Here is a 26,759-nt window from a genome sequence, read left to right on the forward strand (position 1 = left end):
CGCCGGCGGCTGAGCCCGGCTCAGCCGCCGGCGAACGCGGTCGCGAGGGCGACGTGGACGACGGTGCCGGCGAGGATGCTGACCAGGGCGTTGCGCCGCCACAGGTGCAGACCGACGGTGACCGCGACCGCGACGACGAAGGGCAGCGCGGCCACCGCGCCGTCGGTCGGGACGTCGCGGAGCGTGTAGGCAGCGAGGACCGCCATCACACCGAGCGGCATGTGCCCGCCCACGTGGGTGACGACGGCGCTCCCGCGCATGGGCGCCAGGACGGCGAACCGCGCGGCGCGCAGGCCCCACGTGAGGGCGGAGACCGCCACGACCGCGGCGACGGATCCGGGCTCAGGCGCGGACGGCCTCCCGCTCGGACGGGCGGACGGCGTCGCCGCGGCCGTCCCGGCGGCCGAGGCCATGGCGCAGCAGGAGCAGGACGGTGGAGGCGGCGTACGCGACCGGCATCATCTGCCCGTGCAGGAGCAGCATCGCGGTCTCCCACCAGACCGTGAAGCGACTCGAGGGCTGACCGGGTGCCCGAGTCGCAGCGGACCGGCGCGGCTCCCGGCGGACGCCGAGGAGCCTCTTCCCTGCGGTCTCCCTATGCTCGTCCCCGGGACCTGGTCCCGTGTCCCGCCGGCGTGGCGCAACTGGTAGCGCACCCGACTTGTAATCGGGCGGTTGGGGGTTCGAGTCCCCCCGTCGGCTCACACAGCTCACGTCGTCCGGTGCCGGCGGTCCCGGCGGGCAGACGGACGGCAAGAACGCAAACGGACGGCAAGAACTCGGTAAAGCGTCGTCCGGCCCGATACCGGAACGCATCCGTCCTCCCTAGGGTCCCCGGCCGTGACCACAGCGGTCCAGCCCGTCTCGGGCCGGACCGGTACCGCATCGGAGCTGCCGCACGGAGGTCGTGGCCGGGACTCCGGCCACCCTCCCGCTCGCGTCCGGGGAGCCGGACGCGCGAGGTGGGTGTCCGGCCCCTGCCACCGGTGCCCGGTCACGGCGCCAGCGCGGGGGCACTCGTGCGCGGCACGTCCGGACGACGACGGAAGGATGGGATGTACCGGTGTCACCACTGGACCTGGTCATCATGGCGGTCATCATCGTGCTGATCGCGCTGACTGCAGGCGTGTACTGGCACCAGAGCAGGCGGGCCGAGCGCCACCACGACGCCGGCACGGCCAGGGAGTAGGCCCGAGGACCGGCACCGCCCGGCGGCCGGGGCGGACCTCAGCCGCCGGGCTGCCGGGCCGGGACGGCGTCGTCCTCGCGCACCGCCGTCGGCAGCAGCAGCGTGAACACCGGCGGCGACACCCGCGTCAGGGTCAGCCGGCCCTGCTCGGCCTCCACCAGGCGACGGGCCAGGGCCAGGCCGATGCCGTGTCCGTCCCGGCGGTCGGCCTGGCGGGCGAAGAGCACGTCCTCGGCGTCGTGGACGCCCGGGCCCTCGTCGGCGACGTCGACCGCGACGGCTCCGGGGGCCTCGCGGACGGCGACCGTGACCGTTCCGCGGCCGTGGGTGACGGCGTTGTCGAGCAGGACCCCGAGCACCTGACGCACCGCCGCGCCCGACGCCCGCGCGTGCGGGGCGTCCGGGTCGACCCGCACGGCGAGGTCGCGGCCGTGCAGTGCCAGGCGCGCGCCCCACTCCGGCGACAGCTCCCCGATCAGGGTCTCCAGGTCCAGCGGCTCCACCAGAGCGTCCCGCGCGCGCTGCCCGACCCGGGCCAGGGTCAGCAACTCGTCGATGATCGCCTCGAGGCGGTCGGCGTCGACCAGGGTCGCGGCGATCGCCGGCCGCGGATCGGCGTCGGAGCGCTCGAGCGCGGCCTCCAGGCGCAGCCGCATGCCCGCCAGCGGGGTCCGGAGCTGGTGGGAGGCATCGGCGGAGAAGGCGCGCTCGCGGGCGAGCAGCTCGTCCAGGCGCATCGCGGTCGCGTCGAGCGCGGCCCCCACCGCGTCGATCTCCTCGATCCCGCCCCGGTGGCTGCGGACGCTGAAGTCGCCGTCGCCCAGCCGCCGGGCGCTCTCCTCCAGGTCCTCCAGCGGCCGGGCCAGCCGGCGGGCCTGCCGTCGTCCGACCAACCAGGCGACGGCCACCGCGGCAGCCGCCAGGCCGGCCATCGCCCCCCAGAGGACGCTCACGTTCCACAGCACGGTGGTCCGCGGGGTGGCCACGAGTACGGCGCCGACCACGTCGTCGGAGTGGGTGACGGGGAAGGCGGCCAGCAGGAGGTCGCCCCCCGTCCGCGAACCCACCCCACCGTCGAGGGCCTGGGAGAGCAGCTCGGAGTGGTCGCCCGGGACGGCGCCGGCCCGTCGGTCGCCGTCCTCGTCGTAGACGGCGACGGCGTAGTCCTCGTCGTAGACCTCGAGGTCCTCGGGGTCGATCGGGTCCCCGTCGTAGACCTCCCCCGAGACCTCGATCGCCACGTAACTCGCGGCGCGCTCGAGGTGGGTGCGTTCGTGCTGCACCAAGTAGTCGAGCACCGCCACGGCCAGGGGGACCGCGAACAGGCAGGTGGCGAGCACGGAGGTCAGGACGGCGAGAGCGATGATCCGGGTCCGCACGGGCGGGACCTCCCTCCGGCGGTCACGGTGCTCGGGACCGTCAGCGTGCTCCGGCCGGCGGGCGCTGTCACCGCATCCCGCCGCGGCCGGACGGGACCCGCGGCCGGGGACGGGGTGCCACCATGCCCGCATGGCCGGTCGAGTGCTGCTGGTCGAGGACGACACGTCCATCGGCGAGGCGCTGGTGTCGAGCCTGCGCAGCCACGCCTACGACGTGGCCTGGGAGCGCACCGGTGCCGCGGGTCTGGCCCGCGCCGCGGCCGCCCCGGTCGACCTCGTCCTGCTCGACCTCGGCCTACCGGACCTCGACGGCGTGGAGGTGTGCCGGCAGCTGCGGGCCACCCAGCCGGGGTGCGTGCTGGTGATGCTGACGGCGCGCTCGGCGGAGATGGACGTCGTCGTCGGCCTGGAGGCGGGCGCCGACGACTACCTGGTCAAACCGGTCCGGCTGGCCGAGCTGCACGCCCGCCTCCGGGCGCACCTGCGCCGCGGTGGCAGCAGCGGGACGACGGGGCCCGCCGTCCGCGCCGTGGGTGACCTGGTGGTCGACGTCGCCCGGCACCGGGTCACGGTGGCCGGCGGCGAGGTGCACCTGCGACCCAAGGAGTTCGACCTGCTCGCGCGGCTGGCCGCCCAGCCCGAGGTGGCGCACAGCCGGGAGCAGCTGATGGCCGACGTCTGGGACGAGAACTGGTTCGGCTCGACGAAGACCCTCGACGTCCACGTCGCGGCGCTGCGGCGCAAACTGCAGGAGGTCGCCCCGCCCGGCCGCCGGGTACCGCAGATCGTCACCGTGCGCGGGCACGGCTACCGGTTGGAGCTGGCCGCCCCCGACGGTCGGTAGCCGGTGGCCGGCCGGTCGAGGACGTCCGGCGCGGCCAGGGTCAGCGCCCAGGTGGCGGCGCGGGAGACGGTCCCCCCGCCGATGTCCGGGACGTCGACGTCGGCCAGGCGCTCGACGCGGATCGGCCCGCGGGTCAGGACGGTGTGCACCGTGTCGAGCACCGTGTCGAGGCAGCGGTGCGGGTGCGGGGTGTCCCGGGACACGTGCGCCTCGACGGTGAGCAGCTCACCGCCGTCCGGGGCGCCGGGGCGCTCGTCGGCCGCCCAGCTCGGGGCGATCGAGGTCGGTGCCGGAGCCTGCGCCCACTGCAGGGCCGCGGCGTAGTTCAGCAGCAGGGGCGCCAGCACGGGGTCGCGGGTGAGCAGACCACCGACCACGAGGTGTAGATCCGTCATCGTCGTCCTGCCGCGGGTGTCCGAGGGGCGGGGAGGGATTCCCTCCACGCTAGGCGGTCGGCGGCCGGTGCGGGACCAGCGCCGGGTAAGGAATGGGTAAAGCCCGTCCCGTGGTGGGCCGGGCGGCCCGCCGCTAGCGTGGCGCTCGGCCGGCGCCGAGACGACGGCGCCGGCGCCGAACCCTGGAGGCGGCCGTGTCCGACCACGTCTACCGGCTGAGCGAGATCGTCGGCAGCAGCCAGACCAGCGTCGACGACGCCATCCGCACCGCGATCCGCAAGGCCGCGCAGACGGTGCGGCACATCGAGTGGTTCGAGACCAGGGAGATCCGCGGCCAGGTGGTCGACGGCGACGTCAACTACTTCCAGGTGCGGCTGTCCATCGGCTTCCGCGTCGAGGACCAGTAGGACCTCCCTACCCCCACGCCTCGCAGGCGCGGCGCGGTGCCCCGGACGGGGGCCAGGGCGCCGAGCTCGTGAGGCGGGGGTCGTTCTTCAGTCGAAGCTGCCGGCGCCGTCCCGCCGGTAGGGGGAGCGCCGCTCGAGCTGCTCCCGCTCGCTGCGCTCGGCGCGCAGCCGCGCCGCCGTGCCCGGCGGGTAACCGGCCTTGGCGACCCGGTGCTCGGTGGTCTCGACCATGAACGCCGTCGAGAAGATGAGCCCCATGAGCAGCCCGCCGGCGGCGGCGGAGAGCCGGTAGACCAGCGGCACGGGGACGACGGCGACGCACAGCACGAGCACCGGCAGCAGCTGCACCACCGCCCGCGTCAGGTGGCGGCGCACCCAGCCGGGCTCCGTCGTGTCGGCCAGGACCCACGGGGAGAGCTCCCGCGGCAGCCGGCCGCCCAGCGCGTAACGCACCCACTGCAGCGGCGTGGGCCGACGCGTCTCGGTACGGGTTCGCACACCGACGACGGTAGGCCGCTCCGGGCGTTGCCGGGGGCCTGTGACCGGGAGCACACTCGGCCCGCGCGACCCGACGGCGAGGAGGTCCGGCATGCACATCCGTCAGCTGCTCCGCCGCAAGGGAGCCGACGTCGCCACCGTCGACGCGGCCGCCAGCGTCCGCACCGCCCTCGCGCTGCTCGCCGAGCACGGGGTCGGTGCCCTGGTGGTCTCCCAGGACGGACGCCGCGTCGACGGGATCGTCTCCGAGCGGGACGTCGTCCGGGCGCTGCACGAGCGCGGCGCCGGGCTGCTCGCCGACCCGGTCGCCAGCGTGATGACCGCGCAGGTGCACACCTGCGTCCCGGACGCGGGCGTCGAGGAGCTGGCCCGCACGATGACCGAGCACCGGGTGCGGCACGTCCCCGTCGTCGAGCACGGCGCCCTGGTGGGCATCGTCTCCATCGGCGACGTCGTCAAGGCCCGGCTCGACCAGCTGGAGGAGGAGCGCGCCCAGCTGGTCGACTACATCCAGACCGGGTGAGCGACCCCGTCCTCCTCACGGCCACGGGTTCGGGACGGGGCCAGGCGTAGCCTGCCACGCGTGGACGAGCGGCGCGCCGGGGTCGCCTCCGGACTGGCCGCGTACGGCCTCTGGGGGCTGTTCCCGCTGTACTTCCCCCTGCTCGAGCCCGCCGGCGGGCTGGAGATCGTGGCCCACCGGGTCATCTGGTCGCTGCTGTTCGTCGCCGTCCTGCTGACCGCGGTGCGCGCCTGGCCGCAGGTGCGCGCGACGGTCACCGACCGCCGTGCGCTGCTGGTGCTGTCCGGCGCCGCGGTGCTCATCGCCGCCAACTGGCTGGTCTTCGTCTACGCCGTCAACTCCGGGCACGTGGTCGAGACCTCGCTGGGCTACTTCATCAACCCGCTGGTCAGCGTGCTGCTCGGCGTCGTGGTGTTCGCCGAGCGGCTGCGCCGGCTGCAGTGGGTCGCCGTCGGGATCGCCGCGGTCGCGGTGGGCGTGCTCACCGTCGACTACGGCCGCCCGCCGTGGATCGCCCTGGCGCTGGCGGTCAGCTTCGGCCTGTACGGGCTGATGAAGAAGCTGGTCCGCGTCGCGGCCGCGCCCGGGCTGTTCGTGGAGACCGCGCTGGTCGTCGTCCCCGCGGTGGTGGTCCTCGCCGTCCTGCACGCGCGGGGGGAGGGGACGGCGGGCAGCGCCGGCACCGGACACCTGCTGCTGCTCCTGAGCTCGGGCGTGGCGACCGCCGTGCCGCTGCTGCTGTTCGCCGGCGCGACGCGGCGCATCCCCCTGTCCACGGTCGGTCTGCTGCAGTACGTCACGCCGCTCATGCAGCTGGCCATCGGCGTCTTCCTCTACGGGGAGCCCATGCCGCCGGCCCGGCTGGCCGGCTTCGTCATCGTCTGGATCGCCCTGGCCGTCTTCACGGTCGACAGCCTGCGCAACGCCCGCGCCGGAGTCCGCGGGCGGAGGGTGGAGGCCGCGCCCGCGCCGGTCTGAAGGAGGACCCCCTCGCCCCCGCCACCCGGCCCTCTCCCGGGGCCCGCCGCGAGCTCGCGAGTGGTGGGGAGGAGAGGGTCCTCCCACCTGCACGGGGCGCCGGTGGCTCCGGGATGTCGGTTGGCGGGACTACCGTCGGGGGTGTTCCGAAGGAGGACTCCCGTGTCTGCCGAACCAGCTCCCGCGGTCTCCCCGCCGGGGGGCGAGGTGCCTCTTCCCCCGGCGGCCGACCCGACCCCCGCTCCCGTCCCCGACCCGCCCGCCCGACCCGGTGGCCTGACCCGCCGCGAGCACGAGATGCTCGCGTTCGAGCGGCAGTGGTGGCGTCGGCCCGGTGCCAAGGAGACGGCCATCCGTGACCGCTTCGGCCTGGCCCCGACCCGCTACTACCAGGTGCTGAACGCCCTGGTCGACCGGCCTGCGGCACTCGAGGCCGACCCGCTGCTGGTGCGGCGGCTGCGCCGGCTGCGCGCCGCGCGCGGACAGCGTCGATCGTCTCAGTTCCTGGGCAACGGAGGCCGCGCCCTCTAGATTTGGTCACCGTGGGCAGGCACGCCGCGCCAGGCGGTGACGGAACGGACCGGGGGAGCACCCCCGTCCCGCACGGACGACGCCGCACCGACGGCCCGCCCGCCGCGCCTCCGGCCGCACGCGAGCTGGGCGACCGCCCGACGGCGCCCAACCGCAGTCGCGCCGACCGACGGCGTGACGGACTGCTCGAGGCGGGGGAGGACCCGGGTCGCCCCCGTCCCCCGCAGGGCCGCCCGGTGCCGCCGGCCGCCCCGCCACGCGCCGCCGTCCCGGCCCGCGCCGCCGCACCCGCCCGCCCTGCCGTCCCGGCGGCGTCGCGCGGTGCCTCCGCTGCACGGAGCGGCAGCTCGGCCGCCGGCGCTGCACGTGCCGCCGTGCCCGCCGCCCAGGGCAGCCGCGCCGCAGGAGCCCGCCGCGCCGCTGCGGTCCCCGCCCGTCCGGTACCGGTCCCGGTCGCCGGTGCCGCGCCGTCCGCCGACCGTCCGGCGCCGTCGGCCGCCCGCCCCGCGCCTTCGGCCGGTCGCCCGCGGCCGACCCCGTCCGCCGACCGGCGGCCCGCGGAGCCCGCGCCGCGGACCCGCATGCGGCTGCCGGTGCCGCCGTCCGCGGCCGCGGCGCCGGCCGCGCCGGCTGCCCCCCGCACCACCGTCGCCCCGTTCCAGGCGGTGCCCACGCCCGAACCGGCCGACGACCCGGCGCCGGCCGCCCGCCCCGCGGAGACACCCCGCCGCCGTGCCGCGGACCGGGTCCGCCCGTGGGCGGCCGACGCGGCGTCGGTCGGCGCCGCGGTGACGACGGGTCACCCGGCCGCGGCCCAGCCCGCCGACGAGCCCGCCTGGTCCTCCGGCCGGCCGCCGGCCGCCGCGTCGTCCCCCGGCGCCGCCCCGGGGTACCGCGACTGGACCAGCCCCTCCCGGACCCGCGACGAGGCCCCGCCCGCGCCGCCGGCCACCGAGGCGATCCCCGACCGCACGCCCGCCGGCTCGTCCCGCGCGGCCGCGCCCGCGACCGAGGCCATCCCCGACCGCACGCCCGTCCACGACGACGAGTACGACGACGACCGGTACGGCGACGAGTACGACGACGACCGGTACGGCGACGCGGACCCGCCGGACGACCACGAGGACCGCCGCGGGCCGGACACCGGCAGCTCCACCGGCGTCGTCGGGGGCCGCGCCGCGTTCCGTGCGGAGCGCCAGGCCGCCGAGGCCGAGCGGCTGCGCGCCGTCCGCGCCGCCCGCCAGGAGGAGCGGCGCACCACCGGGGTGCGCCGCGCCGCGGTGGGCCTGCTGGCCGTCGCCGTCGTCGCCCTCGTGGTGCTCGGCGTCTACTCCTTCACCTCGCCCGAGGCCCAGGAGGTCTCGCGCGACGCCTCGACCGAGCCCAGCGCGACGGTGCCGGCCCCCGCCGTGCCGAGCTCCGCCCTGCCGCCGCTGGACGTCCAGCCGCTGCCGCCGGTCGACGCCGCGCCCGCCACGCCGGTGCGCGTGCCCGTGACCGTGCTCAACGCCACGGGCGTCCCCGGCCTGGCGGGGGACATCGCCGCGGAGCTGACCTCCGGGGGCTGGTCGTCCGCGGGCGTCGGGCAGTACGACGGCGCCGACGTCGCGACGACGACCGTCTACTACACCGACGGCGACCAGGCCCAGTACGACGCCGCCATCCAGCTCGTCCAGCAGTTCCCGGAGATCAGCGGCCCGGCGGTGCGCTTCTTCGAGGTCCCGGACGTCGGGACGCCCGGTCTCGTGGTCGTCACCACCGGCGAGTGGCTGCCCTGACCGGTTCCGCCCGCCTCCGGAACCACCGGGCGCGGCCGCGCGTTGGCGGCTCCGTGCGTCCCGTTCGCGGGCCCGTGCGTCCCCGCCCGCGTCCCGGCGCCCGCGCGACGTCCGCCGCCCTGCTCCTGCTGCTCACCCTGGCCGTGGCCGGGCTGCTGCCCGTCGTCCCGGCCGCGGCGGCCGAGGACGTCACCACCGAGGAGGCACGGGTCCCCGTCGGCACGGGCGCGGACGCCGCCGAGCTCGACACCACCCTGTACCTGCCCGCATCCGCGACGGCCGACGAGCCGGCGGCGGCGGTCGTCCTCGCCCACGGCTTCGGCGGCAGCAAGGACTCGGTGGCCGACGACGCCCGCGACCTGGCCGGCCGCGGCTACGTCGTCCTGACCTACTCGGCCCGCGGCTTCGGGGAGAGCACCGGCCGGATCGGGCTGGACGACCCGCGGTTCGAGGTGGCCGACCTCTCCGCGCTGCTCGACCGGCTCGCGGGGCGCGACGACGTCCTGCTCGACGCCGAGGGCGACCCGCGGGTCGGCGTCGCCGGGGCCTCCTACGGCGGCGCCCTGGCCCTGCTCGGCGCCGGCTACGACGACCGCGTCGACGCGATCGCCCCGCAGATCACCTGGAACTCCCTGACCGCCGCGTTCTTCCCCTCGCAGGTGGGCGAGCCGGCCGCGGACACCGTCGCGGCCACCCCGCAGGCGGCCGACGGCGGGGTCTACAAGCGGCTGTGGTCGGGCCTGTTCTTCGGCGTCGGGTCGGCCCCCACCGGCGGGCTGCTCGGCGCGCTCGGCGGCGGCGACGGAGACGGCGACGGCGACGGCGCTGCCGCGGCCGGCGGCCCGCCCGCGGACCTCCCCGCGGACCTCGGGTCGATCGACCCGGCGGCGGTGGACCCGCAGGCGGTCGAGCAGCTGCTGACCTGCGGCCGCTTCACCGCCGAGGTCTGCGCGGCGTACCAGTCCGCGGCGTCCACCGGCACGCTCACCCCCGAGATCGCCGCCGTGCTCGACCGCAGCAGCCCGGCCGCGGTGCTCGACCGGATCGACGCCCCCACCCTGCTGGTCCAGGGCACCCAGGACTCGCTGTTCGGCCTGGGCCAGGCCGACGCCAACGCCCGCGGCATCGCCGCCGACGGCACCCCGGTGAAGGTCGTGTGGTACGCCGGCGGCCACGACGCGCAGGCCTCCGAGCGCACCACCGAGGAGCTGCGCGAGCAGGTCGCCGGCTGGTTCGACTGGCACCTGCGGGGCCGGGGTGAGGACCCCGGCACCGGCTTCGAGTTCCCCGCCCCGACCGGCGTCACCGCGACCGTCGGGACCGTGCAGGGCGGCAACCGCACCGTGACCGCGCCGGCGTACCCGGGCCTGGCCGGCACCGAGCCCGCGCAGCGCCGGGCGGTCGCCGTCGACGGTCCGCTGCAGCCGGTCGTCACGCCCCCCGGTGGGACGCCGGCCGCGATCACCGTCGTCCCGGGGCTGGGCTCGCTGGCCTCGGCGCTGGCGGGGCAGTCGTTCGAGATCCCCGGCCAGTTCGCCGCCTTCGAGAGCGAGCCGCTGGACGAGGCGGTGGAGGTCGTCGGCGCCTCCACGATCGACCTCGGCGTCGCCTCGCCCGGCGGCTCGGCGACCCTGTTCGCCAAGCTCTACGACGTCGCCCCCGACGGGACGGCGACGCTGCCGTCGGGCCTGGTCGCACCGCTGGCGCTCACCGGCCTGTCCGCCGACCCGACCGCGCCGACGCGGGTGAGCGTGACGCTGCCGGGGATCGTGCACCGCTTCGAGGCCGGGCACACGATGCGCGTGGTCGTCTCCTCGACCGACCAGGCGTTCGCGCTGCCGGCCGAGGCGGCCGTCTACTCCGTCGCGCTGGCCGGGGGCGGGGACGCCGCCGCCCTCGCCGTCCCGGAGGTCGGCGGGCGCACCGAGGCCGCCGACGGCACCTCCCGCTGGTGGGTGCTGCTCGGCGTCGTGGTGGCGCTGGGCCTGCTCGGCTGGCTGGCCGCGCTGCTGTGGGGACGCCGGCGCCGCCGGCGGGTCTCGGTGGTCGAGCCCGACGGCGAGGACGTGCCGCTGCGCTTCACCGGCGTCTCCAAGGCCTACAAGGACGGCTTCGTCGCCGTCCGCGACCTCTCCTTCGAGGTGCGCCGCGGCCAGGTCCTCGGCCTGCTCGGCCCCAACGGCGCGGGCAAGACGACGTCGCTGCGCATGCTCATGGGGCTGATCCGGCCGACCGAGGGGCGGATCACCGTCTTCGGCCACGAGATCCGCCCGGGCGCGCCGGTGCTGTCCCGGCTGGGGTCGTTCGTCGAGGGCACCGGGCTGATGCCGCACCTGTCCGGCCGCGACAACCTGCGGCTGTACTGGGCCGCCACCGGCCGCCCCGCCGAGGACGCGCACATGGCGGAGGCCATCGAGGTCGCCGGCCTCGGGACCGCGATCGACCGGCCGGTGCGCCGCTACAGCCAGGGCATGCGCCAGCGGGTCGCGATCGCCCAGGCGATGCTGGGGCTGCCCGACCTGCTGGTGCTCGACGAGCCGACCAACGGGCTGGACCCGCCCCAGATCCACGCCATGCGCGAGGTGCTGCGCTCCTACGCGGCGACCGGCCGCACGGTGATCGTCTCCAGCCACCTGCTCAGCGAGATCGAGCAGACCTGCAGCCACGTCGTCGTCATGGCCAAGGGGCAGAAGATCGCCCAGGGCACGGTCGAGGAGATCGTCGGCACCGGCGGGTCGGTGCTGGTCGGCCTGGCCGACGACGCCGACACCGAGCGGGCGGCCGCCGTCCTCACCGGGCTGCCCGGGGTGACGGTGGAGCGGACCGACGAGGGGCTGGTCGCCGACCTCGACGGCGCCGGCCGGGCGCGGGCGCTGCAGGCGCTGGTGGCGGGCGGCATCGCGGTGGACGCGTTCACGCCGCGCCGGCGGCTGGAGGACGCGTTCCTGGCACTGGTGGGGGAGGACGCGTGACCACCGGGCACGTGCAGCCGACCGGGGCGGTCGCCGGGTACCGGCCCGAGCGCACGCTGCGGCTGTCGGTCGAGCTGCGCCGGCAGTTCAAGCGCCGGCGCACCCTCGGCGTCCTGGTGCTGATGGTGGCGCTGCCGCTGGTCCTCATCGCCGCGCTCCAGCTGGGCGGCACCGAGGAGGCCGAGGAGAACAGCCGGATCAACCTCGTCGACGTCGCCACCGCCAGCGGGCTGAACTTCACGCTGTTCGTGCTGTTCGCGACGACGAGCTTCTTCCTGGTCGTCGTGTACGCGTTGTTCTTCGGCGACACGGTGGCCAGCGAGGCCCAGTGGGGGTCGCTGCGCTACACCCTGGCCACCCCGGTGCCGCGGATGCGGCTGCTCCGGCAGAAGTGGCTGGCCGCCCTGGTGCTGTCGGTCGGCGCGCTGGTCACGCTCGTGCTCACCGCGCTGCTCGCCGGCGGCATCGCGTTCGGCTTCGACGCCGTCCGGACACCGGTCGGCGTCACGCTGGGCCAGGGGGAGGGGCTGCTGCGGCTGGCCGGGATGGTCGGCTACCTCGCCGTCCACCTGCTCGTCGTCGGCACGCTGGCGTTCTGGCTGTCCACCGTGACCGACGCGCCGCTGGCCGCGGTCGGCGGGGCGGTGTTCACGATGTTCGTCTTCGCGATCCTCGACCAGGTCGAGCAGCTGGGGTCCATCCGCGACTTCTTCCCGACCGCGGAGGAGTTCGCCTGGACCGACCTGCTGCAGACCCCCGTCGACTCCGGCGACCTGTTCCGCGGCGTCGTCCAGTCGCTGGTCTACGCGGTGGTGTTCACGGCACTGGGCTTGCGGCACTTCTCCCGCCGCGACGTGACGTCGTAGCAGGAGGTGAGCCGCCCTGCGAGGGCGGGACGCGGGGACGGGCCCGGAGGGTCCTCCCCGCGTTCGCGCGCAGCGGCTCCGCGCAGCAGGGGGACGGCAATCGGCCGCGGTGCGATCCGGAGGATCGCAGTGTCACAGCGACGCGCGGACGGCCTGGGCCCAGCCCTCGCCCATCGGGGCGTCGGTCACCGACACGTTGGGGACGGCGGCCAGCAGGTCGGCCATGCCGTCGACGGTGGCCCCGTTCGCGGTGATCCACAGCCGGCCGACCGCGGGCGCCATCTCGAGGTCGCTGACGCTGTCGCCGATGGCCACCGCCTCGGCCGGGGTCAGCCCGCGCCGCTCGAGGTCCCAGGCGATCGCCGCGCCCTTCGTGATCCCGCGCGGCATCAGGTGGTAGACCCGCACCGGCGCCTCGGCGGGTGCCAGCGTCGTGCGGGCCGTGCGCGGCAGCGCCCCGTTGTCCTTGAGGGTGAGCCAGCCCAGCCCCCGCTCGGCGAGCCAGGCGTCCACCGCCAGCGGGTCCAAGCGGCCGCGCAGCAGGGCGTCGGTCTGGTGGGTGGCGTGCCACGGCGCGTGCCACTCGACCTGCCCGGGGTACTGGGCGACCAGGGCGTCGACCACCCCGAGCTCGGCCATCACCGCCATCGGCGTGCGCCCCGCGTGCTCCGCGGGCAGCGCGCCGGTCAGCCGGTGGGTCCGCCGGGCGGCGTCCCAGCTGATCGTGGCGCCCAGCTCGGCGATGGCGCCGTCGGCGGCGAAGATCCGCGCCGCCTCCACCACCTGCTCGAAGGTGCGGCCGCTGACCAGCACGAGCGCCACGCCGGCGCGGTGCAGCTCCAGCAGGGTGGCCGCCGGCTCGGCGGTCAGCTCACGTCCCTCGGTGTGCCAGAAGGAGCCGCGTGGGCCGACCATCGTGCCGTCGAGGTCGGTGTAGACGACGCGCGTGCTCACCAGCCCATCCTGGCCCGGCCCACTGCGACGCCCGCGACGTGGGTAGAGTCCTGGGCGTTCCACTCATCCAGAGGGGCAGAGGGACACGGCCCGACGAAGCCCCGGCAACCGCCGCACCGCGCGTCCGCGCAGCGGAAGGGTGCCAATTCCGTCCCGCGCGGCTCGACGGCCCGACGCGGGGAAGATGAGGAGGTAGTCGTCGCATGACCCTGACCGCTCCCGGTTCTCTGCAGGCCGACTCCGGCGCGGGCGGCCCCGTCCCGCCGTCCCCGGCCCGCGGGCTCGTCTGCCGCAACTGCGGCGCCACCTTCGGCCTCATCGCCGAGCACGCCTGCGCCGAGTGCTTCGGCCCGCTGGAGGTCGACTACGACCCCGAGCTCATGCGGGCGGTCACCCGCGAGCAGATCGAGGCCGGCCCGCAGAACATCTGGCGCTACGCCGCGCTGCTCCCCGTGGGCCAGGACCCGGCCGACCGCGTCACCCTCGACCCGGGCATGACCCCGCTCGTGCGCGCCGACCGGCTGGCCGCCGAGCTGGGCCTCACCGGCGGGCTGTGGGTCAAGGACGACTCGGCCAACCCCACCCACTCCTTCAAGGACCGCGTGGTCAGCCTGGCCGCCACCGCCGCCAAGCGGTTGGGCTACGCGAAGATCGCCGCCGCCTCGACCGGCAACCTGGCCAACTCGGTGGCCGCGCACGCCGCCCGCGTCGGCCTGCCCTCCTTCGTCTTCATCCCGTCGGACCTCGAGCCGGGCAAGGTCGTGCAGTCGGCCATCTACGGGCAGACGCTGGTCGCCGTCGACGGTTCCTACGACGACGTCAACCGGCTGACCAGCGAGCTCGCCGAGACCGACGAGTTCGAGGACACCGCCTTCGTCAACCAGAACGTGCGGCCCTACTACGCCGAGGGCTCCAAGACGATGGGCTACGAGATCGCCGAGCAGCTCGGCTGGCGGATCCCGGCCCAGGTCGTCATCCCGATGGCGTCGGGCTCGCTGCTCACCAAGGTGGACAAGGCGTTCCGCGAGCTGACCGCGGCCGGCATCGTCGAGGCCACCGAGTGGACGATCTTCGGCGCCCAGTCCGCCGGCTGCGACCCCATCGCCACCGCCTTCGACAACGGCTGGGACGTCGTCAAGCCGGTCAAGCCGACCGGGATCGCCAAGTCGCTGAACATCGGCAACCCCGCCGACGGCCCCTACGCCCTCGACGCCATCCGGCGCACCGGCGGCGCCGTCGGCCGGGTGGACGACGCCCAGATCGTGCGGGGCATCCGCGACCTGGCCCGCACCACCGGCGTCTTCGCCGAGACGGCGGGCGGCGTCACCACCGCGGTGCTGCGCCAGCTGGTCGAGGACGGTCGGCTGGACCCGGCGGAGGAGACCGTCATCCTCAACACCGGCGAGGGGCTGAAGACCCTCGACCCGCTGGAGCCGGTCGTCGGGCCGACCCACCGGGTGGCGCCGTCCCTGTCCTCGGTCCGGGGCGCGGGGCTCATCGGCTGACCCGCCGGGGTGGTGCCGGGTCGCGGGGGACGGGTGTCCCCCTCGATCTGGGGTCCCGTGTGCGTGAGCCTGCTCTCACCACGCGTTTTGTGCTGTACGTTCTCCCGCGGTTCGGTTCCACGTTCGTGATCTGCGGGCGGAAGAGCTCGACCCGGCCTCCCTGGTCGGTGGGAGGTCGTCCGCAGGCACGAAACGTGGGAGCGCACGTGGCACAGGGCACCGTGAAGTGGTTCAACGCCGAGAAGGGCTTCGGCTTCATCGCCGTCGACGGCGGTCAGGACGTCTTCGTCCACTACTCGGCCATCCAGATGGACGGCTACAAGAGCCTCGACGAGGGCCAGCGGGTCACCTTCGAGGTCGTCCAGGGCGAGAAGGGTCCGCAGGCCGACGCCGTCCGCGTCGCCTGAGCTCGCGTAGGCGAGCACCCGGCACAGCGCCTGAGAACCACCTCAGCACGACCACCGAGGCCCGGTTCCCCGAGAGGGGGCCGGGCCTCGGTGCTGTGCTGACCGTCGTCCTCCGGACGACACCGCGACCACGTCTCGTCCACGTGTCGCGTCGAGCCCAGCCGTTGCCCGACGTCCGGGGGCCTCCGGCCCCCGCGCCGCCGGCCGACCCTCGCGGGGCGGCTCGCTCGGACACCGCCACCCGGTGCCGTCCCCGTGGTCCGTCGAGCGCGTCCGCCCGCGCTGCGAGCCGGTGCCGCAGCCGTGGGCGGGAGTGTGGTCCCGCGCGCGTGACCGCGGGACGCTGCCCCCGGGAGGCGCGGTCGGCGCCGGGGGACGAGGGGGTGGCCATGTCGCGCGTCGCGATCGTCACGGGTGGTGCATCCGGGATCGGACGAGCCCTGGGGACGGCGCTGGTGCGCCGCGGGGACCGGGTGGTCCTCGCCGACGTCGACGGCGCGGCGGCCGAGGAGGCCGCGGAGCGGCTGCGCGCCACCGGGCCCGGCACGGCGACGGCTGCCGTCGTCGACGTGCGCGAGGCGGACGCGGTCGCCTCGCTCGTCACCGGCACCGCGGAGCGGCACGGCCGGCTGGACCTGCTGTTCAACAACGCCGGTATCGGGATCGGCGGGCCGGCGGAGGAGCTGGCCCTGGCGCACTGGGGCCGGACCCTCGACGTCAACCTCCGGGGTGTGGTGCACGGCGTGCACGCCGCCTATCCGCTGATGGTGCGCCAGGGGCACGGCCACATCGTCAACACCGCGTCGCTGGCCGGCCTCCTGCCGTCGCCCGGGTCCGTTCCGTACGCGACGACGAAGTGGGCGGTGGTCGGGCTGTCGCTGAGCCTGCGGGCGGAGGGCGCCCCCCGGGGCGTCCGGGTGAGCGTCGTCTGCCCCGGTGGTGTGGACACGCCGATCCTCGACAAGGGGATGCCCGCCGACCTGCCGCGGGTGCCCAGCGTCGAGGGGATCGACACCCGTGCCCTCATCACCCGGTTCAGCGGTGGGCGGCTGTACAGCGCCGAGGCCCTGGCCGCCGACGTCCTCCGCGGCGTGGACCGCAACCGGGCGGTCATCGTGGCGCCGCGTCAGGCCCGCGTGATGTGGCGGCTCATGCGCCTGTCCCCGTCGCTGGTGCTGCGCGTGTGGGGGGCCGCGGCGGCCCGCGGCCCCTGGGGCCCTGCGGCCCGGCAGGCGCCGGCGCCCGTGCCGACCGCCGAGGTCTCGGGAGGTCGCTGACGGCCCGGAACAGCCGCCCGGGTCACCCCGTTCTTGCACTCGGCAGGGGCGAGTGCCAGACTCGGGTTGGCACTCGACAGTGCCGAGTGCCAATCAGGTCGGAACGGTGAGGCACTGGTGTGCGGGCCGACGGAGTGCCCGCCGCGCTGGTGTCGTCCGTCGCGGGCGCCGGTCCCGGCCGTGCAGCGATCCATGCATGGAGGACATCACCACATGGCCAAGATGATCGCCTTCGAGGAAGAGGCTCGCCGCGGCCTCGAGCGGGGCATGAACACCCTCGCCGACGCCGTCAAGGTGACCCTCGGCCCGAAGGGCCGCAACGTCGTCCTCGAGAAGAAGTGGGGCGCCCCCACCATCACCAACGATGGTGTGAGCATCGCCAAGGAGATCGAGCTCGAGGACCCGTGGGAGAAGATCGGCGCCGAGCTCGTCAAGGAGGTCGCGAAGAAGACCGACGACGTCGCGGGTGACGGCACCACCACCGCCACCGTGCTCGCCCAGGCGCTCGTCCGCGAGGGTCTGCGCAACGTCGCCGCCGGCGCCAACCCGATGGCCCTGAAGAAGGGCATCGAGAAGGCCGTCGAGTCGGTCACCGAGTACCTCCTCTCGACCGCCAAGGACGTCGAGACCAAGGAGCAGATCGCCGCCACCGCGTCGATCTCCGCCGCCGACACCGCCATCGGTGAGCTCATCGCCGAGGCGATGGACAAGGTCGGCAAGGAAGGCGTCATCACCGTCGAGGAGAGCAACACCTTCGGCCTCGAGCTCGAGCTCACCGAGGGCATGCGCTTCGACAAGGGCTACATCTCGCCCTACTTCGTCACCGACGCCGAGCGCATGGAGGCCGTCCTCGACGACCCGTACGTGCTCGTGGTCAACTCCAAGATCAGCTCGGTCAAGGACCTGCTCCCGCTGCTGGAGAAGGTCATGCAGTCGGGCAAGCCGCTGGCCATCATCGCCGAGGACGTCGAGGGCGAGGCCCTGGCGACCCTGGTCGTGAACAAGATCCGTGGCACCTTCAAGTCGGTCGCCGTCAAGGCCCCCGGCTTCGGTGACCGCCGCAAGGCCATGCTCGCCGACATCGCCATCCTTACCGGTGGCCAGGTCATCAGCGAGGAGGTCGGCCTCAAGCTCGACACCGCCGACGTCTCCCTGCTGGGCCGCGCCCGCAAGGTCGTCGTCACCAAGGACGAGACGACGATCGTCGAGGGCGCCGGTGACAGCGACCAGATCGCCGGCCGGGTGAACCAGATCCGCGCCGAGATCGAGAAGTCGGACTCCGACTACGACCGCGAGAAGCTGCAGGAGCGCCTGGCCAAGCTGGCCGGTGGCGTCGCCGTCATCAAGGCCGGCGCCGCGACCGAGGTCGAGCTCAAGGAGCGCAAGCACCGCATCGAGGACGCCGTCCGCAACGCGAAGGCCGCCGTCGAGGAGGGCATCGTCGCCGGTGGTGGCGTCGCCCTGGCGCAGGCCACCACCGTCGCGTTCGAGAAGCTCGACCTCGAGGGTGACGAGGCCACCGGTGCCAACATCGTGCGCGTCGCGCTCGAGGCGCCGCTGAAGCAGATCGCCGTCAACGCCGGCCTCGAGGGCGGCGTCGTGGCGGAGAAGGTGCGCAACTCGGAGACCGGTCAGGGCCTCAACGCCGCGACCGGCGAGTACGTGGACCTGGTCGCCAGCGGGATCATCGACCCCGCCAAGGTGACCCGCTCGGCGCTGCAGAACGCCGCCTCCATCGCGGCGCTCTTCCTCACCACCGAGGCCGTCATCGCCGACAAGCCGGAGAAGGCCGCCCCGGCCGTGCCGGGCGCCGACGGCGGCATGGGCGGCATGGACTTCTGAGTCCCGCCCGCCCCTCGCGCTGAGGGGCACCGCACCACCAGCACTGCCCGGCAGGGGCGGTCCCGCACTCGCGGGGCCGCCCCTGTCGGCGTTCCGGGGCTCTCGGACGGCGGCCACCCTTCAGGGGCCCGCGCCGAGCGTGCGAGGCGTGGGGGGAAGGGTGGTCCTTCTTCAGCGGCGTCCGTCGCCCAGCAGCCAGCCGCACGGCTCGGCCAGCGCCTCGGCCTCCTCCGGGCCCCAGGAGCCCGGCGCGTAGCGGTGCACCTGCGGGGGGCGCTGCTGCAGCGGGGCGAACGCCCGCCACGCGTGCGCCAGGCCGTCGCTGCTGGTGAACAGCGACCGGTCGCCGACGAGCACGTCGTGCAGCAGGGACACGTAGGGCGGCAGCGGCGTCCCCCCGGGGACGTCGGCCAGCTGCAGCGTGGCCGTCGCCGTGGCGAGGGAGAGGTCGGGACCGGGTTCCTTGGCGACGACCTGCAGGTCCACCGCGCCCGACCCCGACAGCGACAGGGACAGCACGTTGCCGTGGCCGGGGACGTCGGTGACCGGCCCGTCGGGACGGCGCAGCAGCAGGCTCACCCGCTGCTCGCTGGCCGCCATCCGCTTGCCGGTCCGCAGCACGAACGGGACGCCGTGCCAGCGGTCGGTGTCGACCCACAGCCGGGCGGCGACGTAGGTGTCGGTCCGCGAGTCGTCGCTGACGCCCTCGATCTCGGTGTAGCCGTCGAACTGGCCGAGCACGACCTCGTCGGGGTCCAGGGGCCGGAAGGCGGCGAGCACGCCCTCGCGGGCCTCCTGCAGGTCGGCGGGGTCGAAGCTGGCCGGCGGCTCCATCGCGACCTCGGCGGCGACCTGGAACAGGTGGGTGACCAGCATGTCGAGGGCGGCACCGGTGGCGTCGTAGAACTCCGCGCGCTGGGCGACGTCGAGGTCCTCGGGGACGTCGACCTGCACCTGCGCCACGTGGTCGCGGTGCCACGCGTGCTGGAACAGGCCGTTGGCGAAGCGCAGCACGTGCAGGTCCTGGGTGCCCTCCTTGCCTAGGAAGTGGTCGATCCGGAAGACCTGGTCCTCGTCGAGCACGGAGTGCACCAGGTCGTCGAGCTCGCGGAAGCTCTCCGGCGAGGTGCCGTAGGGCTTCTCGTAGACGACGCGTGCGCCCTCGGTGAGCCCGTGCTGCCCCAGTGCCCGGGTCAGCTTCTCGAAGGCCGACGGCGGCACGGCCAGGTAGTGCACCAGCTGCGGGTCGCCGCCCAGCTCCTCGCGCGCCTCGCCGAGGACGTCGAGCAGGCTGCCCGGGTCGGACTCCGCGAAACCGCCGCCGGCGAAGCGCAGCCGCGCGGCGAACTCCTCCCACGGGCCCTGGTCGGGGTGCGGGCCGAACTCGGTGAGCGCGTCGTGCACCAGGTCGGCGAAGTCCACGTGCGAGACGTCGCCGCGGCCGTTCCCGACCAACCGCCAGTCCTCCGGGAGCAGGCCGCGCTGGGCGAGCTCGAAGAAGGCCGGCAGCACCATCCGGCGGGACAGGTCACCGGTGGCGCCGAACAGGACGAAGACGGTCGGGGGGAGGTCGGTCACGCGGGTCGGTGTGCCCGCGCGGTGGCGCAGTCACGCGTGCGCACCGAGGGCCCGCCCCCGCGAACGGGAACGGGCCCTCGGTGTGTCCGGGGTGTCAGGGCCCGGCTGCTGCCCCGACGTGTGCCGGCCGGATCAGCGCGACCGCGTCAGAGCCGCGACCGTGCTGGCCCCCGAGTCGGAGGTGACGTTGAACCGGTTGTTGGTCGGCAGGACCGGACCGTTGCGGAGGTCCACCGACCAGGTGCCGTCGGCCAGGACCGGGACGTTGACCTGGATGACCGCGCCGCTGCCCGCGACGTCGCCGACCCGCAGGTGCACCCGGTTGGCGCTGGTGTCCTGGGCGGTGCCGGAGATCCGGTACTCGCGCCGGTCGGCGCGGTACTGGGCCCGGCTGACCGTCACGACGTCGCTCGGCTTGACGACCGCGTTGACGCCCGTGGCCGTGGTGCTGCCCGTGCGCTGGGTGCCGGCCAGGGCGAACACCTGGACGGTGTAGTCGACGCCGTTCGTCAGGCCGGTGACCGTGCCGGAGGTGGCCGTGGCGGCGACCGCTGCCGTCACCGGGGTGGCGGCGCTGCCGACCGGCGGCGTGGCCACGACCTCGTAGCCGGTGATCGCACTGGTGGGGTTGCCCGGCTGGGCGGCCGTCCACTCCGCCGTGACCGACTCGTGGCCGGCCAGGACGCGGGTGAGCGAGGGCGCCGTCGGAGGCACCACGACCGGCTCGGTCGGGGTCTCGACGGTGCCGCCACCCCCGGTGCCGTCACCCGTGCCGCCCGTGCCGCCACCGGTGGTGTCGGGGTTGGTCGGGTCGGTCGCCGGGGTGATGCTGCCGTCGGCGTTGAGCGTGCCCAGCTGCACCACGGGGCTCCACTGGCCGTTGGTGGCCTCGAGGATGAGCCCGTAGGCCTGCTCGGCGACCAGGCCGTGGATGGTCGCCGAGTTCTCGCCGGGGTTGGCGCCCTGGCGGACGGCGATCTCCTGCCCGGTGACCCCGTCGACGACGGCCACCCGGTACTGGGTGACCGGGTTGGCGTCCACCGGCTGGGCCGGGGTCGTCCAGGTCAGCGTGACGTCCGTGCCGCTACGGGTCGCCGTGACGCTCGTGGGAGGCACCGGGGCCTGCGAGGCCGGACCGGCCGGGCAGCCACCGAAGCCGGGGCCGTCGGTCTCGCCGAACTCGTACAGCGAGTTGCCGAGGGCCAGCTCGCCCGAGTCCTGCATCCAGGAGGTCACCACGTGCTCGCCGTCGAGGACGCGCTCGGCGTCGGCGGCGGAGTACATGCCGAAGGTGACCGAGAAGGCGCCGTCCCCAGCGGTGCCCGTGACCTCGTACCCGGGGCCGCCGTTGGGCTCGGCCGGGTCGACGACCGGCGTCCAGCCGATCGCCCGCTCGCCGATGAGGGTGGGCGGCGTGCTGGGGTCGGGACGGCGCATCTCCGGGTTGACCACCTCGACGACGAAGCGCGAGAGGTCGAAGCGGGTGCCGAAGTCGTCGCCGTAGGTGCCGCTGATGGTGACCGTGCCCTCGACGTCGCCGTCCGCCGCCGTCGCGCCGAAGTCGCTGTGCGTGACACTGGTGATCTTCGCCGAGCTGACGTAGGCGCCGTCGGTGAAGGCGGTCTCGCTGAAGCGCACCTCGACGAGGTCGCCGCCCTGGATGTTGGGCGTCACGCCGGTCCAGCAGGAGCCACCCGGGTGGTTGAACTCCAGGAAGCCGGTCGCGTCGACGACGCCCTCACCGATCCCGATCTGCTGCCCGTTGCGCGAGACGGTGACGGTCGCCGTCTCGCCGGCCTGGTCGGTGTAGCCCTCGAGGGCCACCATGTCGCGCTTGGGGAAGACCTCGATGTTGCCGGGACCCAGGGGCGGGTTCCCGGCCTGGGCCATGGTCGCGAAGGTCACGAGGCTCCCGGTGGCCGTCAGGGCCACCAGACCGCCGGCGATCAGTCGCCTGGGGGATCGGGACGTTCGCGACGCGGGGGGAACCACAGCCTTGTGCGCACCCCCGCGACCGCCGTGCTGGGTCGGTCGTGTCCTGGTCATCGCCTACTCCGCAGTCGCGCCGGACCCCACACCACCGTGGGCCGGTCTCGTGGGGGTCACGGTCGTCGCGCGGCGACGCGCCCGGCAGCCGAGCGGAGGGGGAGCGGATCCCCCCAATCCGGGGGCGCGACCGGTCCGCGTCGGCGGCGGTCGGGGCGGGTAGGCGCTGGTCGTGGCGGTGGTCATCGGGACGTCGGGCTGGCAGTACCGCGACTGGCGCGGCCGCTTCTACCCGCCGAAGCTGCCGCAGCGGCTGTGGCTGGAGCACCACGCGGAGCACTTCGCCACCGTCGAGAGCAACAACGCCTTCTACCGGCTGCCCGAGCGGACCACCTTCGAGGCCTGGCGGGAGCGCACACCCGCCGACTACCGGTGGGCGGTCAAGGCCAGCCGGTTCCTCACCCACGTCAAGCGGTTGCGCGACCCCGGGGAGCCGGTCGCCCGGCTGGTGGACCGGATGGCCGGCCTCGGCGACCGGCTCGACGCCGTCCTGCTGCAGCTGCCGCCCACGCTGAAGGCCGACCCGGACCTGCTGCGCGAGTGCCTCGCGCAGTTCCCGGCCGGCGTGCGCGTCGCCGTCGAGCCGCGGCACGACTCCTGGTGGACCGACGAGGTCCGCGCGCTGCTCGAGCGCTACGGCGCGGCGCTGTGCTGGGCCGACCGGGCCGAGCAGCCGGTCGCGCCGCTGTGGCGCACCGCCGACTGGGGGTACCTGCGCCTGCACACCGGGGTCGAGGGCTGGGCCTACCGCCCGGAGGCGCTGCAGGCCTGGGCCGAGCGGCTGTCGGAGACCCACGGCGACTCCGACGTCCTCGTCTACTTCAACAACGACCCCGGAGGTGCGGCCGTCACCGATGCCGTGGTCTTCGCCGAGGCGGTGCGCCGCACGGGCCGGACGCCGACCCGCGTGCCCACCGCCGACCAGGCCAGCGGCCGGGCCTGGGCGCCCCCGGAGACGCCGCAGGCCGGGACGCCGTGACACCGTCGTCCCACCGGACGCCACCGCGGCCGGGTGCGGTGCCCGAGCCACGTGGAGCCGTTGTGCCGTCCTCGAGGACCCCTCCGGGCAACTCGTCACGACCGGACGGTCGGCTCAGCCGTCGTCCGAGCCGTGGCGCCCGTCGTCGGAGCTGCGCTCGGCCTCGCGCTCGTCCTCCCGGGGCTTCGACGACGACCACGCGGGGCTCCGGACGGGTCGGGGCGACCCGGCCGGCCGGGCGGTCGGTGTGACCATCGGCACGTCCGGCGGCGGCTCGAGGCGGCCCACCCGTCCGGGTGGCGTCACGCCAGCACGTGCGGGTCCTCCCGGAACGCCACGCCGAGCTGGTCGGCGGCCCGGCCGAGCACCGACTGGACGGCGAGGGTGTCGGCCAGCGGCATCACGGCGCTCTCGGTCCGCCCGGCCCGCAGGCACTCGGTCACCTCGGCGAACTCGTGGCTGTAGCCGGTGCCCGACGGCGGCAGCGTGATCTCCTCCGGATCGGCGCCGGAGCGGTGCAGCACGATGGTGCGCGGGTGGTGGAAGCGGGGCAGGACGTCGATCCAGCCGGCGGTGCCGAACACCCGCGCCTGCCCGGGCGTCGGGTACCGCAGCGAGGCCGTCAGCGTGGCCGACCGGCCGTCGGCGTACCCCAGCAGCAGCGCGGCCTCGGCGTCGACGCCGGTGGGGAACAGCGACCCGGTCGCGGTGACCGTGTCCGGGTCGCCGAGCACCATCTGCGCGAACGAGACGACGTAGACGCCGACGTCGAGCAGCGCCCCGCCGCCGAGGTCGTGGGCGAACAGCCGGTCGGCGGGGTCGTACTCGCGGGCCACGCCGAGGTCGGCCTGCACCGAGCGGACCTCACCGATCGCGCCGTCGGCCACCAGTTCCCGCAGCCGGACGACGACCGGCTGGAACCGCGTCCACATCGCCTCCATGACGAAGACCCCGCGCTCCCGGGCCCGCCCGACCACCTCGCGTGCGCCCTCGGTCGTGGCGGTGAAGGTCTTCTCGACCAGCAGCGCCTTGCCCGCGTCGATCGCGGCGAGAGCGACCGCGTGGTGCTGGGGGTGCGGCGTGGCCACGTACAGCACGTCGACGTCCGGGTCGGCCAGGACGTCGGCGTAGGAGCCGTGCGCCCGCTCGAGCCCGTGCCGCTCGGCGAACGCCGCCGCGCGCCGTGCCGACCGGGAGGCGACCGCGACCGGCCGGGCGCCGGGCACGTGCGCGAAGTCCGCCATCACGTTCTCGGCGATGCGGCCCGGTCCGACGACGCCCCAGCGGATCTCCTCGCTCACCGGCAGAACGCTAGTGCCGCGGGCAGACTGTCGCCGTGGCGGTGCTGATCGACCCCCCGGTGTGGCCGTGGCGCGGGCGACGCTGGTCGCACCTGGTCAGCGACGTCTCCTACGAGGAGCTGCACGCCTTCGTCGCCACGGAGCTGGGCATCCCGCGGCGGGCGTTCCAGGGCGACCACTACGACGTCCCCGACGAGCTCTACGAGGTGGCGGTGGCCGCCGGCGCCGAGCCGGTCGGCGGGCGCGAGCTGCTCGCCCGGCTGGTGGGGGCGGGGCTGCGGCTCAAGAAGACGCGGGGGGTCCGTGCCGCTGGGGAGGCCCCTGCGACCCAGGAGAGGCGCGGCGCTGTAGCAGGCTGAGCTCGGCAGCGAGGTTGGCCCGCGCCCGCGGCGTCCACTCGGCGGCGACGGCCGGCAGCCGGTACAGCGCCGGCAGCGCCAGCAGGTGCTCGAGGACGGCGGTGCGACCGGCGGTGAACTCGGCGTCGGAGAGGTGCCCGTACTCCTCGCGCACCGCGGAGGCGTAGGCGGCGTAGGCGTCGGGCGGTCCGGCGAGCACCGCGAGGTCGGCGTCGCAGAGGACCGCGCCGTTCGCGTCGTCCGGAGCCGGGTCGTGCCCGGCGGTGAGCAGCACCAGCCGGGCCACCTCCTCGACCCGCTCCGGCGGCACCAGCCCGCGCAGGCCGGCGCGCGCCCGCTCGGCGCTGACCTGCTCGTTGTCGCCACGGCGGGGGTCGTAGACCACGTCGTGGTACCAGGCGGCCAGCTGCACCGCGTCGGGGTCGGCGGCGGCGCCGGCCAGCTCCCCGACCAGCCCGAGGACGGCGGCCAGGTGCCGGAGGTCGTGGTACCGGCGGTGCGGCTCACCCCACGCGGCGACGACGGCCGCCCACTCGGTGCGGGAGGTGGGGGAGTCCCCGGCCAGCCGCGCCCACGCCTCGAACCCTACGAGTGTCATGCCACCCCGCAGGTGCGCAGGGTCAGCAGCGCGAACGCCCGTGCCGCGGTGACCAGCTCGTCGACCGGCACGCGCTCCAGCGGACCGTGCGCCAGGTGCAGGTCGCCGGGGCCGTAGTGCAGCGTCGGCACCCCGGCCGCGGCGTAGAGCCGGAGGTCGCTGCCGGCCGGGATGGCCCGCTCGGGCGGCACCCCGGCGCCGGTGTCGGCGACCGCGCGCTGGACGGCGGGCAGCAGCGGGTGCCCGTGCGGCAGCGAGCCGCTGGCGAAGGCGCCGCCGGTCCAGGTCAGGCGCACCGGGTGCCCGGCCAGCCAGGGATCGGCGGCGCACAGCTCGGCCAGCCGTGCCTCGAGGGCGGCCCGCGCCGCGGCGACGTCCTCGCCGAGCCGGACGCCGTAGCGGCCGTCGGCGACCAGGCGGTCGGGCACCGAGCTGGCCCAGTCCCCGGCCCGCACCCGCCCGATGTTGATGCCGTACGGGTAGGGGGCGTCGCCGAAGCGCGGGTCGGCGCCCTGCTGCCGCTCGGCCTCGAACGCGCGCAGCCCGGCGTGCACCTCGGCGAACTTCTCGACCGCGCTCACCCCGCGGTCGCGGTGGGCGGCGTGCGCGGCGTGCCCGGGGACCTCGAGCCGGAAGGTGAGCGCACCGGCGTTGGCGGTGACCACGGCGCCGGCGGTCGGCTCGGGGATGACGCACACCTCGCCGCGGTGCCCGCGCCGCAGGGTCGCCCAGGCGCCGAGCCCGCCGTCCTCCTCGCCGACGACGGCGTGCACCGCGACCGGTCGGGCCAGCCGCACCCCCGCCGTCCGCACGGCGGCCAGCGCGGCGAGCGCGGCGACGACCCCGGCCTTCATGTCGCAGGAGCCGCGGCCGTGCACCGCGCCGTCGGCGACGCGCGGGTCGAACGGGTCGCCGGGCCACAGCGCGCGGTCCCCGGGCGGGACGACGTCGGTGTGACCGGAGAAGACCAGCGCCGGCGTCCCGTCCTCGGCCGCCGGCGCGGTGCCGACCACGCCCCACGCCTCGCTGCGCTCGACCTCCTGGCCGGGCGCGTCCGGCGCCGTCGCTGCCGCGGCGAGGTCGATCGGCCAGCGGTCGACGGCGCAGCCGAGCTCCTCCAGCCGGTCGCCGACCAGGTGCTGCACCTCGCACTCCGCCGGGGTGCCGCCGACCGAGGGGACGGCCACCAGCTCCCGCAGCCGGGAGACCGCCCAGGCCTCGTCGACGGCGGACAGCACGCGCGCCTCGGCGTCGGTCAGGTCGGCCACGGGCGGAGTCTGGCACGCGGTCCGGAGGGTCGAAGTCTCTCGCCCCTGGCCGTGTGAGCGGGCGTCCTCGGGGGTAGCGTGGAGAGCGTCCGGGCCGGGTGCATCGTGCCCCCGGGTGCCAATTTGGTTACGCCTTCGCGGACCACCGCCCCGACCTCGGTCGGGGGCCTGGAGCCGCGTTGTGCCTCTCGCCGCGAGGCGGCCGTCGCCCGGTCCGGACCCTTCTCCTGCTTCGGCGTGCCGTCGTGGCGTGTCGCCCTTACGGTCGATCCGAGTCCACATCTC

26 protein-coding genes, 1 tRNA gene and 1 riboswitch are annotated in these 26,759 nt (G+C 75.4%); of the genes, 16 read left to right on the top strand and 11 right to left on the bottom strand.

The features are described from left to right. Positions 1-20 precede the first annotated feature (20 nt). Together ACI79G_RS13840 and ACI79G_RS13845 are read right to left on the bottom strand one after the other, a co-directional pair. Positions 21-320: a branched-chain amino acid transporter permease gene (locus ACI79G_RS13840; protein ID WP_456881699.1), complete on the bottom strand. Its 300-nt coding sequence runs from the start codon at positions 318-320 to the stop codon at positions 21-23. A gap of 22 nt (positions 321-342) precedes the next feature. After that, the gene (locus ACI79G_RS13845; RefSeq protein ID WP_456881700.1) at positions 343-483 is read right to left on the bottom strand and encodes a hypothetical protein; all 141 of its coding nucleotides are present in this window, start codon (positions 481-483) and stop codon (positions 343-345) included. 146 nt (positions 484-629) lie between these two features. Between ACI79G_RS13845 and ACI79G_RS13850 the strand changes: the two genes are divergently transcribed. Together ACI79G_RS13850 and ACI79G_RS13855 are read left to right on the top strand one after the other, a co-directional pair. Then, positions 630-702: transfer RNA gene (locus ACI79G_RS13850), tRNA-Thr, on the top strand. 361 nt (positions 703-1,063) lie between these two features. Next, positions 1,064-1,189, top strand: coding sequence for a hypothetical protein (locus tag ACI79G_RS13855; RefSeq protein WP_456881701.1), 126 nt, complete (start codon positions 1,064-1,066; stop codon positions 1,187-1,189). 38 nt (positions 1,190-1,227) lie between these two features. On the opposite strand, the gene ACI79G_RS13860 is transcribed toward ACI79G_RS13855, so the two are convergent. Further along, positions 1,228-2,568, bottom strand: a complete 1,341-nt coding sequence (locus ACI79G_RS13860) for a sensor histidine kinase (protein WP_456881702.1) — start codon at positions 2,566-2,568, stop codon at positions 1,228-1,230. A 130-nt stretch (positions 2,569-2,698) separates the two neighbouring features. Between ACI79G_RS13860 and ACI79G_RS13865 the strand changes: the two genes are divergently transcribed. Further along, a complete protein-coding gene (locus tag ACI79G_RS13865) occupies positions 2,699-3,412 on the top strand; it encodes a response regulator transcription factor (RefSeq protein ID WP_456881703.1) in 714 nt (237 codons plus the stop codon). Here the strand turns inward: ACI79G_RS13865 and ACI79G_RS13870 are convergent. Continuing rightward, positions 3,376-3,807, bottom strand: coding sequence for a hypothetical protein (locus ACI79G_RS13870; RefSeq protein WP_456881704.1), 432 nt, complete (start codon positions 3,805-3,807; stop codon positions 3,376-3,378). The genes ACI79G_RS13865 and ACI79G_RS13870 overlap by 37 nt on opposite strands. Positions 3,808-4,001: 194 nt before the next feature. Here ACI79G_RS13870 and ACI79G_RS13875 point away from each other — a divergent pair, with 194 nt between their 5' ends. Further along, positions 4,002-4,214 (top strand): dodecin, encoded by a 213-nt coding sequence (locus ACI79G_RS13875; RefSeq protein WP_456881705.1) that lies wholly within the window; start codon positions 4,002-4,004, stop codon positions 4,212-4,214. An 87-nt stretch (positions 4,215-4,301) separates the two neighbouring features. On the opposite strand, the gene ACI79G_RS13880 is transcribed toward ACI79G_RS13875, so the two are convergent. Continuing rightward, positions 4,302-4,712: a DUF5313 family protein gene (locus ACI79G_RS13880; protein ID WP_448621291.1), complete on the bottom strand. Its 411-nt coding sequence runs from the start codon at positions 4,710-4,712 to the stop codon at positions 4,302-4,304. A 91-nt stretch (positions 4,713-4,803) separates the two neighbouring features. Here ACI79G_RS13880 and ACI79G_RS13885 point away from each other — a divergent pair, with 91 nt between their 5' ends. The 6 genes from ACI79G_RS13885 (at position 4,804) to ACI79G_RS13910 (ending at position 12,360) form a co-directional block, all read left to right on the top strand. After that, positions 4,804-5,235, top strand: coding sequence for a CBS domain-containing protein (locus ACI79G_RS13885; protein WP_091218580.1), 432 nt, complete (start codon positions 4,804-4,806; stop codon positions 5,233-5,235). A 60-nt stretch (positions 5,236-5,295) separates the two neighbouring features. Beyond that, the gene (gene rarD, locus ACI79G_RS13890) at positions 5,296-6,213 is read left to right on the top strand and encodes an EamA family transporter RarD (RefSeq protein ID WP_456881706.1); all 918 of its coding nucleotides are present in this window, start codon (positions 5,296-5,298) and stop codon (positions 6,211-6,213) included. 162 nt (positions 6,214-6,375) lie between these two features. After that, the gene (locus ACI79G_RS13895) at positions 6,376-6,744 is read left to right on the top strand and encodes a DUF3263 domain-containing protein (RefSeq protein WP_175479555.1); all 369 of its coding nucleotides are present in this window, start codon (positions 6,376-6,378) and stop codon (positions 6,742-6,744) included. 581 nt (positions 6,745-7,325) lie between these two features. Next, the gene (locus ACI79G_RS13900) at positions 7,326-8,522 is read left to right on the top strand and encodes a LytR C-terminal domain-containing protein (protein WP_456881707.1); all 1,197 of its coding nucleotides are present in this window, start codon (positions 7,326-7,328) and stop codon (positions 8,520-8,522) included. A 74-nt stretch (positions 8,523-8,596) separates the two neighbouring features. After that, positions 8,597-11,494: an alpha/beta fold hydrolase gene (locus ACI79G_RS13905; RefSeq protein WP_456881708.1), complete on the top strand. Its 2,898-nt coding sequence runs from the start codon at positions 8,597-8,599 to the stop codon at positions 11,492-11,494. Beyond that, on the top strand, positions 11,491-12,360 hold the full coding sequence (locus tag ACI79G_RS13910) for an ABC transporter permease (protein WP_456881709.1): 870 nt from the start codon (positions 11,491-11,493) through the stop codon (positions 12,358-12,360). Before ACI79G_RS13905 ends, ACI79G_RS13910 begins: the two co-directional genes overlap by 4 nt. Before the next feature lie 132 nt (positions 12,361-12,492). Here the strand turns inward: ACI79G_RS13910 and ACI79G_RS13915 are convergent, their stop codons facing one another. Beyond that, on the bottom strand, positions 12,493-13,314 hold the full coding sequence (locus tag ACI79G_RS13915) for an HAD family hydrolase (RefSeq protein WP_456881710.1): 822 nt from the start codon (positions 13,312-13,314) through the stop codon (positions 12,493-12,495). Between the two features lie 60 nt (positions 13,315-13,374). Beyond that, positions 13,375-13,505, top strand: a riboswitch (SAM riboswitch). Positions 13,506-13,517: 12 nt separating this feature from the next. Here ACI79G_RS13915 and thrC point away from each other — a divergent pair. From thrC to groL, 4 genes are all read left to right on the top strand, one after another. Further along, positions 13,518-14,819, top strand: a complete 1,302-nt coding sequence (gene thrC, locus ACI79G_RS13920) for a threonine synthase (RefSeq protein WP_456881711.1) — start codon at positions 13,518-13,520, stop codon at positions 14,817-14,819. Between the two features lie 206 nt (positions 14,820-15,025). After that, positions 15,026-15,226: a cold-shock protein gene (locus ACI79G_RS13925; RefSeq protein WP_091218572.1), complete on the top strand. Its 201-nt coding sequence runs from the start codon at positions 15,026-15,028 to the stop codon at positions 15,224-15,226. A gap of 389 nt (positions 15,227-15,615) precedes the next feature. Then, a complete protein-coding gene (locus tag ACI79G_RS13930) occupies positions 15,616-16,503 on the top strand; it encodes an SDR family NAD(P)-dependent oxidoreductase (RefSeq protein ID WP_456881712.1) in 888 nt (295 codons plus the stop codon). A gap of 213 nt (positions 16,504-16,716) precedes the next feature. Beyond that, on the top strand, positions 16,717-18,345 hold the full coding sequence (gene groL, locus ACI79G_RS13935; protein WP_456881713.1) for a chaperonin GroEL: 1,629 nt from the start codon (positions 16,717-16,719) through the stop codon (positions 18,343-18,345). A 171-nt stretch (positions 18,346-18,516) separates the two neighbouring features. On the opposite strand, the gene ACI79G_RS13940 is transcribed toward groL, so the two are convergent. Both ACI79G_RS13940 and ACI79G_RS13945 read right to left on the bottom strand, forming a co-directional pair. After that, complete coding sequence (locus tag ACI79G_RS13940) at positions 18,517-19,923, bottom strand: glucose-6-phosphate dehydrogenase (protein ID WP_456881714.1); 1,407 nt, start codon at positions 19,921-19,923, stop codon at positions 18,517-18,519. A gap of 132 nt (positions 19,924-20,055) precedes the next feature. Next, entirely contained in the window at positions 20,056-21,828 is a 1,773-nt protein-coding gene (locus ACI79G_RS13945) for a fibronectin type III domain-containing protein (RefSeq protein ID WP_456881715.1), read from the bottom strand. A gap of 313 nt (positions 21,829-22,141) precedes the next feature. On the opposite strand from ACI79G_RS13945, the gene ACI79G_RS13950 reads away from it, so the two are divergent. Next, positions 22,142-22,948 carry a DUF72 domain-containing protein gene (locus tag ACI79G_RS13950; protein WP_456881716.1) on the top strand — a complete coding sequence of 269 codons (807 nt, stop codon included), beginning with the start codon at positions 22,142-22,144 and terminating at the stop codon, positions 22,946-22,948. 302 nt (positions 22,949-23,250) lie between these two features. On the opposite strand, the gene ACI79G_RS13955 is transcribed toward ACI79G_RS13950, so the two are convergent. After that, positions 23,251-24,249, bottom strand: a complete 999-nt coding sequence (locus tag ACI79G_RS13955; RefSeq protein ID WP_456881717.1) for a Gfo/Idh/MocA family protein — start codon at positions 24,247-24,249, stop codon at positions 23,251-23,253. Positions 24,250-24,284: 35 nt separating this feature from the next. Here ACI79G_RS13955 and ACI79G_RS13960 point away from each other — a divergent pair, with 35 nt between their 5' ends. Beyond that, positions 24,285-24,608 carry a DUF4031 domain-containing protein gene (locus ACI79G_RS13960; RefSeq protein WP_456881718.1) on the top strand — a complete coding sequence of 108 codons (324 nt, stop codon included), beginning with the start codon at positions 24,285-24,287 and terminating at the stop codon, positions 24,606-24,608. Here the strand turns inward: ACI79G_RS13960 and ACI79G_RS13965 are convergent. Together ACI79G_RS13965 and ACI79G_RS13970 are read right to left on the bottom strand one after the other, a co-directional pair. Continuing rightward, positions 24,532-25,206, bottom strand: coding sequence for an HD domain-containing protein (locus ACI79G_RS13965; RefSeq protein ID WP_456881719.1), 675 nt, complete (start codon positions 25,204-25,206; stop codon positions 24,532-24,534). The genes ACI79G_RS13960 and ACI79G_RS13965 overlap by 77 nt on opposite strands. After that, entirely contained in the window at positions 25,203-26,474 is a 1,272-nt protein-coding gene (locus ACI79G_RS13970) for an ArgE/DapE family deacylase (RefSeq protein WP_456881720.1), read from the bottom strand. The genes ACI79G_RS13965 and ACI79G_RS13970 overlap by 4 nt, the downstream gene beginning before the upstream one ends. Positions 26,475-26,759 lie beyond the last annotated feature (285 nt).

This window comes from Geodermatophilus sp. SYSU D00779, from assembly GCF_054050595.1.